This window comes from Bacteroides caecimuris (assembly GCF_001688725.2).
In the GTDB taxonomy this organism is placed as follows: Bacteria; Bacteroidota; Bacteroidia; order Bacteroidales; family Bacteroidaceae; genus Bacteroides; species Bacteroides caecimuris.
Genome location: NZ_CP015401.2, coordinates 443,456 through 456,662, shown reverse-complemented (window position 1 = coordinate 456,662; position 13,207 = coordinate 443,456). Strand labels below are relative to the sequence as shown.

Sequence of the window (13,207 nt, the reverse complement as noted above, 5' to 3'; positions counted from 1 at the left end):
ACAAGTTAAATAACTGAGAATCAAAACATAATATTTATGTGTATACAATGAGAGTACAACCGAAAGACTAACCGTTTAAGCAATAGAGAGAGGATAATTAGCCTTTACCCTCTCTCCAATTCTATCAGAAACAAATATTTATTATTACCTAATTAGTTCCATCCCGGGTTCTGATGTCCTTCCAACGCAGGATTAGCCTGAATTTCATCTAACGGGATAGGCCATAACAAAGCATATTCAGGAATGGCTCCGGCTCTTGTGCTTCCATCAGGCTTGTTCTGAATCTGAGCAGATGAAAGGGCAGTCCATTTCAACTTTCCAGTTTCAGTAGATGCTTCCGGATACAAACGAGTACGGCGAATGTCATCCCAAATCTTAAATTCCAACGGCAATTCATGCAGACGTTCAGTCAAAATCGCTTGCACCAGATTGTCTCCTGTAGCAGTCTCATCCATCAGTCCTGCGCGTTTACGCACTTGGTTGAGGTAATATTTAGCGCCACCGACAGCATTATCTTCATGCCCTGTACGTGCCAGACCTTCGGCTGCAATCAGCAAGACTTCCGCAAAACGGAATACTGGCATATTATAATCGCCGTCATGACCGCTAATCAAAGCATTTTCATCAAACCATGCCCAGTTGCCTGCATTGTTCAAAGTATGAGTCCCCCCTGCAGCATCGGTATATTCCCTAAAGAAAAACTGTTTCTCATGTCCCCGAATATCAGCAGGATCATAGCTGTTAAGCAACATATCACAGGGAAGGTATGCATTATATAACACGTCTCCTCCCGGATGGAACACTCCCCACTGAAATGCATCCGCTCCGATAGAACGGCAAGCATAAGAGTTACCTACACTATAATCACTATAATTATATTCTTTAGCATAAATGATTTCTGCAGAACTTTTCGTAGTCTTGATTACATTATATGCCGAGCTCAAATCATCAGTCGTTCCATTCGGATGAATAAGTTCGTGAGGACTATCATTGATCACTTTCAAAGCCATCTGTGCTGCTTTTCCATAATAGTCTGTTCCACCGTTTAACGGTGCACCAGCCCATTGCAAATAAACTTGTGCCAGCAAAGTCTGCGCCATTGCCCTAGTGACATAACAGCCATTATCATAAAACGTTTTATTCGGCAATGCATCCCCGTTGACAATATCCAGCAAGTCGGCTTCAATTTTCTTATAAACCTCTTCAGCAGAAAGACGTTCTTTGTACATACCTTCTGTAGATGTGTAAGGTTCTGAAATATAAGGAACACCACCAAATTCTTTGACCAGCCAGAAATATCCATATGCACGGAAGAATTTACCTTGAGCCACATAATTATTAATAGTAGCTTCATCCAGCACCCCGGTCATTGTCGGAATATTGGCTATAACAAAGTTGGCACGTGAAATACCTTTATAAAACTCATGCCAGTATTTCATTGCAATATCATCAAAAGACTCAATATTGAAGTTACACCCTTCGGATGCCGTAGTAAATGTTCTATCCTTACGCTTATCAACGTACAATCCGGACACAATACCACCCCACATTGTCGCTTTAGGAGTCCAGCCACCGCCTACATCAGTGTTATGTAAATAAGGTACACCACCGAAATACAATGCGTTCACACCCGACTCCGCATCAGCTTTCGTCTTCCAGAATTGGTCAGATGACTTCATATCCAATGGTTCTTCTTTCAGGAAATCGTCGCATGAATTCAACAACACAGAAAGTGAACACATACAAAATACAGATATATATACTTTTAATAGTTTCATAATTCTTATGGTTTTTATAACGGTGAATTAAAATGCTACATTAAGACCGAACGTAAACGTTCTCGGACGCGGATAGGTGAAGAATTGGCGGTTAGCCCCCCATTTGTTGTCACCTAAACGAGATGAGTTATCCGGATCGTATCCGTTATAGTCCTTAGAAGTAATCAGGAACGCGTTATTCACATTCGCATACAAACGCAATGAAGACAGACCGATCTTCTTAATCAGTGTCGGATTGAAGGTATATCCGAGCTGAATCATGTTACAACGCAAATAAGAACCATTGCAAACCCAGTCATCATCTGCCTGGTTATTAGCTCCCTGACCAAAGTTATTCAGACGAATTGCCTGTTCTTTACCCGACGGATTGAGAGTTGGATGCCATGCTTCCTTATAAAGACGGTCTATACCGTTAGTTAGGAAACGGGCTACAGTAGAGTGATAATATTCTTGCATCACGTCCACCCCCCATGTAAACTGGAAATCTAACGTCAAATCGAATCCTTTATAATTGAAGGTATTGATAAATGAGCCCATCCAGTCAGGTAAACCGTTACCGATAATTTCACGTTTCTTATAAGTCACCTTCTCACCGATAGTGGAAGGTATGTTCATTGTCTCCGGGTCCCAGTTAGACGGGATTCCATCATAGATACCAGCACGCTTATAACCATAGAAAGAAGAAAGCTCTTCACCTTCACGAATCAACATATCGTAACCCACAAAACCGTCGGTCGTAATCTGACGCTTACCGGTGACAGGATCAACAGATGCACTTTCATCCAACTTCTCTACACGGTTTTTGTTGAAACCTAAATTAAGAGTGGAAGTCCACTGGAAATCATGTGTCTGAATAGGATATGCTGTAACCAGAATATCTAAACCACGATTGGAAACGGCTCCAATATTATCCATAATGGAAGAGTAACCTGTTGATTCAGGAACCGGACGGTCGAGCAACAAATCCGAAGTATACTTATAATAATAGGAAATATCGAAATTCAGCCTGTTATTGAATAAACCCAACTCGAATCCTAAGTCCCACTGTCCTGTCTTTTCCCATTTCAGGTCCGGATTAGGCATATTGTCCAGATAAGACACAACGTGCAGAGCATCACCAATGATTGTATTCGACTGGCTCACTGTAGCCAATGATTTATAAGTACCGATTTCCGAATTACCTGTCAGACCGTAAGAAGTATGCAACTTCAGTTTGCTGATCAATGAGTTATCTTTCAAGAAGTCTTCATTAGAAATCATCCATCCCAAACCGACTGATGGGAAAAATGCATATTTATTGTTCTGTCCGAATTTGGAAGAACCGTCATAACGACCGGTTACGGTAGCCATATACTTGTTGTCATAAGAATATGCCAGACGCAAGAAATAAGAGTTCATCGCCCACTTGTCGTAATCACTGCCAACAGAAGGACGGTTCGTACCGGAACCTAAATTATAATATCCGTAGAAGTCATCGATATACTTACTGTCGGAAGCATTGAAAGAGGTATAGCGATATTCCTGCCAGGACATACCTGCCATTGCATTAAGATGATGTTTATTAAAATCTTTCACATAAGTCAGGTAAGTTTCTTCCTGCCAATACAGTGAATTGGAATTACTTGCAGAAGCTGATCCTTCAGTACTCTGATTAATCATCGGACGCGGAGTGAACGGCGTATAGTTAGCGTCGCGATTATTGTGGTAATCGATACCGAACTGGGTTTTCAGATCTAATCCTTTCATGAGATGGAAAGTCAAAGCCGCATTACCAAAGATCTGCGTACGATATTGCATAGCCTGCATTCGTTCGAGCAACTCAACGGGATTACCTACACCTTCCGGGCTGAAACCTTGTTTTCCACTATTAGGATCAGTCTGATTGTTGAGAATAGAACTTGTATTAATTATATTTGTCTGCGTATATTCGCCATCCAGCTTAACTGGCAAGAAAGGTAACTGTTCGATCATTGTACGCAATGCACCTTGTCCGTAGGGGTTATCAGAAGTTCTGTTACCCCAAGTATGGTTCACCAGCAAATTAACGGAAGTAGACAACCAATCTGTCGGTTTGTCATCATATGCCAGTTTTGCGTTGATACGTTTGAAGTAAGAGTTCAGCAAAATACCCTGTTGATCGGTATAATTGATGAATGCTCCGATAGAAGATCCTTCTCCTGTACGTTGGATACTGATCTGATGGTTATGAGAGATGGCAGTGCGGGATGCTTCATCCTGCCAGTTGGTATTATATTTCGGAGAACCGTCTGCATTGAACAAACGTTCGTCTGTGAATATCTGTGACAGATCAGTTGTGAAGTTCTTGCCTTGAAATTCGTTGGCATTTTCCAATCCCTGCTTGAAGGTAGACATCCATTCGTTAGCATCCATTACGTCTATTTTTCTAGCCATCTTACCGATAGACAATGAACCATCATAGGAAACATGGACTCCTTTTCCTGCATTACCACGCTTGGTAGTCACCATGATAACACCATTCGCACCACGGGCACCATAGATGGCAGCAGAGGAAGCATCTTTCAATACTTCGATAGATTCGATATCATTCGGATTAAGCAATTCGAAGTTTGACATCACCACTCCATCGACTACGTACAGCGGTGATGCCGATGCGTTGATAGTAGAAATACCACGAATGATGACACGTGATTCTCCACCCGGCTGACCGGTATTAGAGAAGATATTCACACCGGCCACTTTACCCTTCAATCCGTCAAGCGCATTGAATGATTGTGCTTTCAGCATGTCTTTACCTTTGGCTGTGGAAATGGAACCCGTCAAGTCTGATTTGCGCATGGTACCATAACCTACAACGACTACTTCGTCCAGTGCTTTCGTATCCGATTGCAGAACTACGTTCAGAACATTACTCTTTAATTCCGAGACTTTAAATTCTTGTGTGATATAACCAATATACGAAAACACCAAGGTGGCATTGGAAGGAACAGAGAGAGTGTATTTACCGTTAATGTCAGTGATTGTTCCTGTACTACCGTTTTTAACTTTCACCGTACCACTGATAACCGCCTCTCCCTGATCATCGGTTACCGTACCGGAGATTGATTTTACAGATTGAGCATTCATGCCCAAACTCAACATCATACCTATTATAAATAAGGTAAGATACTTTAGTTTTTCATTCATAATTCCTTTAAATTTGATTAATAATAAGGTTAATTCCCTTTAAAAAGATTGTTGCAAATAAAGGTTATTCGAATAAAACTCCAATGCTCTACCTTGCCAAAAAAACGGCAAAATAAAGATACATATTTAAAGCACAGAATGGCAAATTAGAGCACAGGTTAATACTCTAATAATCAATATAATAAAATTAACAGAAGGGATTTAGAGCACAAGGTTGTGACAAACAAATAAATAATAATGTTTCCCAACTAATCACCTATACGAAAGAATTTAATCTGACAATCAGCATACCTTTCGCTGTTCCCGATAATCTTTCGGTGTCATCCCGAACCGACGGGTAAACTCTTTATAAAAATAAGACCGGCTGGAAATACCGACCTCCATAATAACATCTTGAATAGAAAGTTCTTCATCAAGTAACAGGCGGGCTGCCTTTTCCATACGGTAACTCTTTATTAAATCACCGGGAGCAGTATTGGAAATTTCCTTGAATTTACGATAGAACTGACGGGAACTCATTGCCATACGATCAGCTATCAACGTTGAGCCCAGTTCTTCCTTGTCCAGGTTTTCTTCAATCACCTTTAACAATTTGCGAATAAAATCAGCTTGTTCGGTAGTTGTACAGATAATCTGTCCCGCCAAATCTCCCAGTTCCTCCATATATATCTGCTTCGCTTCCCGCTTTCCATAAATAGCATTATGGACAACTTCCCGCAAAAACAATATATCATAAGGAAGTACAATATAAGAATCAGACCACAAGATCAGTTCCCGCTGAATGGCCGAACCAACTTTCCAGGTTAACAATGGAATAAAAGCTGTCTTTGAAAGCAGAGTACGATTTCGGCTAACATACTCCATAAAAGTACTTTCAGCATTGGCATACATTGTCATATCCACTAATAATAGATCCGGAGCCGACCGACGAATTTCGTCAAAAGCAAGCTGCACACTCTTTACTTGATGAACCACATATTCATCAGCCAGGAAATTACTAATCAACCAAGTCATTTCATCTCTGTCTTCCAACAAAAGCACAGTTTTTTTCCCTTGTTCACCTGCCACTGTCAAGATCGCCGGTTCAAAGATAATCGTCAACCGATTACCACTCTCATCATTATCATAACGAAGAACGGCATGAATACGTTCCAAAGCTGACCGTACAAAACCTAAAAGTAAATGCACAGCGAACACATGATCGGAATCTTTCTCCGTCACCGAAGAAGCTTTATCTGAAAGATATTCATACAACGCTTTCGCAGTAGCATCTTTAGAAGAAAAATGTAGCTGCATCTTACCATCCTGTTCTGACATTTCTACTATTACGCCATGAGTACCCTTCATTTCAGTAATCCGGAGATAGCAGCAATAAAGAATACTATATAATGCATTCTTGTAAACTGGAAATGTTAAGTGTTCCGGAATCATTGACGATATAGAAGAATGATCAATCCCTTGTTCTTCCAACGTACGCAACACCTCTTGAGAAACTCCCTGTATACTCATACGTGCAGAAACAATAAATCGATCCGGAAAGAATTGTTTAAGTTCTTCCAAAAACAGAGCGTCAGGATTAAGAAGTGCGCTCATCACAGTTTCGCGTATCAGTGACACTTTCTCAAGACATTGCTCATAAGAAAGATTCTCAGCACGCAATTGGTCACAATAATTATAAATGAGAGTAAAATCTTCAAGCATCCTACGGTTTGTATATACAGTCTCGGATTTCCGACAACTTTCTGTCCCCATCAGTGTTTTCATCATCCGTTCCTGAAGGTAGTTTTTACGTAGTAAATATATCACGTACCCTAACAGCAACAAGAAAATGATCAAATAAACAAAATAAGCCGCCACCGATCGATACCAGGGAGAAAGGATATATACCGGAATAGAAAAATGCCGATATTCCATATCAAATACATCCCTCTTATAGCGTACCTTAAAGATATAATCACCTGCCGGCACTCCTGTATATGAGGCTTCATTAATACTACTAAAAGAGGTCCAATCCTTATCATATCCTTCCAACTGGTAAGAATATTCTATATCTTCTCCTGATAAAAAATCCGGAACAACAAAAGAAAGTGCAAATGAAACCTCCGTCCCCTTCAACTGTAATGCCTTACCATCATCTGTATAGTAATCTCCATCTTCCTGAACCACTTGCGTATGTCCAACAGTCAACTTACGTAACAAAATATCCGGATAAAATTCCGGAGCAGCCTGCACCTCTTTATCCAAATAAAGCAACCCGTCAATCCCACCGAAAAAAAGCTCCTGTGTATATGGACACATGTAATAAGCATCATCGCTAAACTCGCCGATTTGAACACCTGCACTGTAAAAGTAAGCATGTGATGAGCCATTTATCGGATTATATTTAATCAGCCCCCGATTCGTACCAAGCCATAAGAGTCCGTTCTCATCTTCAAGTACACCATGAATCATATCATTGAGCAAACCTTGCTCCCGTCCGATATAGGTAGCTTTCATCTGTTTTCCATTAGAATTCAGACATACCAATCCTGATGTTGTCCCTACATATAACAACCCTTCTTTGGTCCGATACAGGCTAAGCACATCGTCTACCGACTTATGAAGCATTTCTTTCAAAGAAATCACCTTATATTCTTCAGTCCGCTTATCAAACCGTACGAGTCCTTTCTCCCGACTGCCAAGCCACAAAATAGAATCCCCCTCGGACAGCATTGGATAGAACATCGTAATTTCTCGCTGACCGTGAAAAAAATGATAACTTTTCTGCGACTTGAAACGAATGGTACCTGCCTGCTTCTCAAGTATTAATTTATGAAAACCGAAACCGGCTGTCACCACATAAAGTACACTATCATTTTCCTCATAAATGCCATGTATCTCGGTGGGTTGTGCCGGCAGATTCTCCACAGAATGCAAAGCTTTGTCTTCAAAAGAATAGTAAAATAGTCCCGGATCTCCAGATCCTATCCAAAAGCCATCCATATAACGGCTTTGAACCAATTTATAAACAGGAAATTCTTTATTCCATCGTATATAAGACACAACATTTTGCTTACCTTCAGGAGAGTAAACTGTAACGGTAGAAGCCTCTTCATTCTCACGATAATCCGGTATATGCAACAGTCCATCACCCTTCGTCCCGAACCATAGCCCACCACTATCGTCTGTCATAACAGAACGTACCTGCCTGCTTAAGTTAGATGACAGTTGATTGAGCATCAAATTGGTAGCAATAGAATATTTCTTAGCATACATAATCGTTCCTTGTCCGTCTGAAGCAACCCATAGGACATTCTGATGAGGATCTCGATAAATACTATATATACGTACATTCCGGTCGACCACTTCTTCTTTATATTTTTGTGAAGTACGGAGACGGACTAACCCATTCGTTCGAAAACCAATAATAATATCTTCATAGAAAAGGGCTATTCCTGCAATAGTTCCATTCTTCTGCACTAATGAAGAAAGGTTACGAATATAAATTTTAGATTGTCGGGAAATATCATAAACATAAAGATCATGCTCACTATCGATAAAACAAAGAACACCATTCTGATAAAAGACATCTTCAATAGGTTTCGCATGAAAATTAGTAGATGAAACAGTTGAATGAATTGATAATGTGTCACAATCAAAAGCATCCTGCGAAACCTGTAACAGCTCCCCTGTTTGTTGGGTGAAAATCCACAAAACACCATCATCCGTTACGAATGCCCGTTTATCCATATCTTCTACGGGTACTTTCAGATTCTTAATCTGTACAAATCGTTTATAAGATGTATTATAGTAGAAAATTCCACCATGACTCACCACCCATGTGTTTCCTTTAGAATTGGAATGTAGATAATAATCATCTGTAAAGTCATAATATCCGACAACTTGCCGTGAATTCTGTGAAAGACGATTAATCCCCAAATGAGTAGAAATCCACAAACAATTATTATCCGCCTGCTGAATAGAATGGATTACGTTGTTACTCAAAGCCTTGGGAGCTGAAAAATCGGAACGGAAAACTTCCATGCTTCTGCCGTCATAACAATTGACTCCATCGTAAGTACCGAACCACATCAACCCTGTATTGTCTTGAAAAAGACAAAGCACAGCGCTATTAGATAATCCTTGCTGATAATCTACTTTCCGGAAGATATATGAATCTTTACCACCATCTGCCTGACAGATCAATGAATAAATCAATAGAACAAAAGGAAAAATCAAGCGCATTTTCATTGTGTTAATCATTAATATCATCTATTAAATATCAGGCAATCGCTTATATGTTTTGTTTCGCAGTGCGAAAGAAAATAGCCATTAATAATCGATGCCTTTGATTCTCTTTACACAAAGATACGTTTTTATACGGAAAATGCAACTCTATTTTATCAAGTACCTCTATTTTCAACAATTACTTCACTACTAAGTTCACACAATCTAAGAGTCTGCCTCTTCCATTTTTCAATGATCTCATCATTATAAATAATGCAATCAGTTTTATTTTCATGCCGTACGTTTATCAATATGCATATTTAAGCCATGTGTTTATCATTGATATAAGACCTATAAAGTTGTATACCAATTGATATTCTTGTGGTGTATCTATGCTAACGACGCAGAGAAGTAAGCTTTGTTGATTACTTCTCTCTCAACACTGCTTACTTCTCATGTAATCTATTAATAGAAAAGTTGCTCTTGATTAAGTCCAAACTTTCTTTTTATTAACAGTAAAGTTGCTTTTCATCCCTTCCAATCTATAAATGCAAGCTTTCATTTTAAGTTTGTAAATAACAAAAGAGAAGTTTACTATTAGACGAAAGGAAGTTTAGACTTAATCAAAAGAAACTTTATTGTTAATACTCAAGGAGAAGAGTAACTCTTATCATTCAGTGGATATCATCCTAATAAAAAAGTCTCGTATATCATGTGAGACAACTTATTCAGTTATCTTTATGATATACGAGACTCAAATGTTATAAATAAAATCCTATTTTACAGGATATTATTTTGCTAATTCATTAATTACATCCATAATTTTCTGACCGATTTCCTCGGCAGCTTCCATGGTAGAAGCTTCACTATACACACGGATGATCGGCTCTGTATTACTCTTGCGCAAATGTACCCATTTGTCGGCAAAGTCTATTTTCACACCGTCGATATCGTTGATTTCTTCGTTCTTATAGATTTCCTTCACTTTGGCAAGGATAGCATCTACATCGATTTCCGGAGTCAGGTCTACACGGTTTTTAGCAATGAAGTAAGGAGGATAAGTAGCACGAAGCTCGCTAACCTTCTTTCCTTCGTGAGCCAAATGGCTAAGGAATAATGCAATGCCTACCAATGCATCACGTCCGTAGTGACTGGCAGGATAGATTACTCCACCATTTCCCTCACCACCGATAACGGCATTGGTTGCTTTCATCTTCGTTACAACATTTACTTCGCCTACGGCAGAAGCGCTGTATTCCATTCCATACTTGCGAGTTACATCACGCAAAGCACGGGTAGAGCTCAAATTAGAAACAGTGTTACCGGGGGTATGTTTCAGTACATAGTCGGCAACAGTAACCAGTGTATATTCTTCACCGTACATTACGCCATTCTCGCAGATCATTGCCAGACGGTCAACGTCGGGGTCTACAACGAAGGCTACATCGGCTTTTCCACCTTTCATTAAGTTCATGATGTCACCGAGGTTCTTTTCAAGCGGTTCGGGGTTGTGCTGGAAGTTTCCGGTAGGTTCACAGTAGAGTTTTTCTACATGTTTCACCCCCAAACGTTCAAGAAGTTCGGGAAGAATGATACCGCCTACCGAGTTTACACAGTCAATGGCTACACGGAAATCTGCTTTTTTGATAGCTTCTACATCTACCAGATCGAGAGCCAGTACACTGTCGATATGTTTCTGATTATAAGTCAGGTCTTTGCGGTAAGAGCCCAAGTGATCTACGTCGGCATAGTCAAATTCTTCTGCTTCAGCAATACGAAGTACTTCGTTGCCTTCGGCTGCATTCAGAAATTCGCCATGTTCATTCAGTAACTTCAGTGCATTCCACTGTTTAGGGTTATGAGAAGCTGTCAGGATGATACCGCCACAAGCGCCTTCCATAGTTACGGCAAGCTCTGTGGTGGGAGTAGAAGCAAGATCGATATCTACTACATCCCAGCCCATTCCCATTAATGTGCCGACTACTACGTTTTTTACCATTTCACCTGAGATACGGGCATCGCGTCCCACAACAATCTTGTTGCTCTTCGCTTTGCAGGTCTTACGAATTAACGTAGCATAAGCCGAGGTGAATTTTACAATGTCAAGCGGGTTCAGTCCTTCTCCCGCTCCTCCGCCGATGGTTCCGCGGATTCCAGAGATAGATTTGATTAGAGTCATAGGTTTTTAAATAAAAGATTTATTTAATGTTAGTGCTTTAGCTTTTTGCTTTTTCAAACTTACGGATATCATAGAAATAAGGATTGACATATTGTTGTGCAGTTGTATGCCCCATCTTAGAAGGTACAATCAAGCGTACATGGGCATTATTATATAGATATGGCAAAGCCAACAACCATCCGGATGGAATCGCAGTTCCGTAGCCCATAGACGTCCATAAATAGTCATAACCAAACCCTTCAACAATGATTTTTCCATAGGTAGTAGATATGTTTTGCTCATAACGGAATGTCAGTGGATGCTCATAGTAATCAGGAACATCCATCCATCTATCCAAAGCCACATTGAAACATGTGGTATCTCTTGTCATTATATTCATTTCTACATACCGGGTACAAATATTATCATTAGTAGCGAATGAATCTATAGCCGCCGGATGTTCCGGCACTACCAATTCTCCCTTATTTACTATTTGCATATACACGCCATTAGATGAAAAAGCAACATATTCATTCCTGCTTAAATCGGTCTGATAACCTTTTTCTTTAAACTGATCTTCGGAAATGACACGAATATCATTATCTTTGATGAAATTATTCACCGCATTTTTCTCGTCTTCCAGCATTTCTGCATAAGTCTTCGAATTGTCGCATGCCTGGAACAGACTTCCGGCGGTTAACAAAGAGAGAAATAAAAATACAAGTTTCTTCATTATCTGTTATTTAGCTATATTCCGCACAAATGTATCTCAAAATCATTAAAAGTTGAAAGAGGGAAGTTGAAAGTTCGTATCTTTTAACCTTTCCATATTCACTTTTAACCTTCCATCTTTAGCTTTTCGATGTTAATAAAGGTTTATACTTCTCAAGCGCTTTCTCAAAGACCGCTTTTGCCTCTTCCATCGTTCCGAAAAACTCACCGCCCGAAGCGTTCAAATGTCCGCCACCGTTGAAGAATTCAGCGGCTAACTGATTACACGGAAAGGTTCCTACCGAACGAAGGGAGATTTTAATCATCGGCTTCTCTGTATCTTCCCGCAAAAAGCAGGAGAAACAAACATTCTTGATGGAAAGGGGGATATTCACAAAGCCTTCACTATCACCTTTTATATAGTTGAACTTACTTTGTTCGGCTTTTGTCAATGTGATTAATGCCGAATTACAATCCGGATAAACAGTCATGTTCGACAGTACATAGCCCATCAAACGCAAACGGCTCTCCGAATAGGTATTGTACACCTTACGGTAAATATCATCTTTATCGATTCCTTTGGAAAGCAGCTCGCTGATGATAAAATAAATTTCCCGGTTATTCGAATTATAAGTGAATCCTCCTGTATCTGTCATCATGCCTGTGTAGATACATTCCGCACCTTCCTTCGTGATATCACTGAAATATCCCATACGACAAATCAGCCGGAATATCAATTCGGAAGTAGAAGAAATCTTAGGATAGGACATTACAATCTTACAGAATTCTTCGGGATACAGGTGATGATCGATCATGATTTTACGTGCAGGAGCTGCAGCTACAGCGTCTGCCATATCGTCAATACGCTTCAGTGCATTGAAGTCGAGACAACAGATTACGTCAGCTTCGGCTATCAACTTATCGGCAAAATCTTTGTAACGGTCATACAAAAGAATATCCTTGCTGCCCGGCATCCATCGCAGGAAATCGGGAAAAGCATTCGGCACAATTACGTTTACTGTTTTTTCCTGTGAGTTCAGGAAATGATATAATCCCAGTGAAGAACCGATAGCATCGCCGTCAGGAGAAACATGGGATACAATTACTATTTTGTCAGCTCTTTCAAACCATTTAGTAAAATGGTCTATTTTGGCTTGTTCAATTACTTTCGTCAACATACTCTTAAACT

6 protein-coding genes are annotated in these 13,207 nt (G+C 39.9%); all 6 read right to left on the bottom strand.

The features are described 5' to 3' along the window. Positions 1–152: 152 nt before the first annotated feature. The 6 genes from A4V03_RS01725 to A4V03_RS01700 all read right to left on the bottom strand — a co-directional run bounded on the left by A4V03_RS01725 (position 153) and on the right by A4V03_RS01700 (position 13,196). Positions 153–1,778 carry a RagB/SusD family nutrient uptake outer membrane protein gene (locus A4V03_RS01725; RefSeq protein WP_065537714.1) on the bottom strand — a complete coding sequence of 542 codons (1,626 nt, stop codon included), beginning with the start codon at positions 1,776–1,778 and terminating at the stop codon, positions 153–155. Positions 1,779–1,805: 27 nt separating this feature from the next. Continuing rightward, complete coding sequence (locus A4V03_RS01720) at positions 1,806–4,943, bottom strand: SusC/RagA family TonB-linked outer membrane protein (protein ID WP_065537713.1); 3,138 nt, start codon at positions 4,941–4,943, stop codon at positions 1,806–1,808. A gap of 282 nt (positions 4,944–5,225) precedes the next feature. Then, positions 5,226–9,185, bottom strand: coding sequence for a helix-turn-helix domain-containing protein (locus A4V03_RS01715; RefSeq protein WP_065537712.1), 3,960 nt, complete (start codon positions 9,183–9,185; stop codon positions 5,226–5,228). A 754-nt stretch (positions 9,186–9,939) separates the two neighbouring features. Beyond that, complete coding sequence (gene glmM / locus A4V03_RS01710) at positions 9,940–11,328, bottom strand: phosphoglucosamine mutase (RefSeq protein ID WP_004313060.1); 1,389 nt, start codon at positions 11,326–11,328, stop codon at positions 9,940–9,942. A gap of 37 nt (positions 11,329–11,365) precedes the next feature. Beyond that, complete coding sequence (locus tag A4V03_RS01705) at positions 11,366–12,040, bottom strand: DUF4827 domain-containing protein (RefSeq protein WP_065537711.1); 675 nt, start codon at positions 12,038–12,040, stop codon at positions 11,366–11,368. Between the two features lie 118 nt (positions 12,041–12,158). Beyond that, on the bottom strand, positions 12,159–13,196 hold the full coding sequence (locus A4V03_RS01700; RefSeq protein ID WP_065537710.1) for a DHH family phosphoesterase: 1,038 nt from the start codon (positions 13,194–13,196) through the stop codon (positions 12,159–12,161). Between the last annotated feature and the right edge of the window lie 11 nt (positions 13,197–13,207).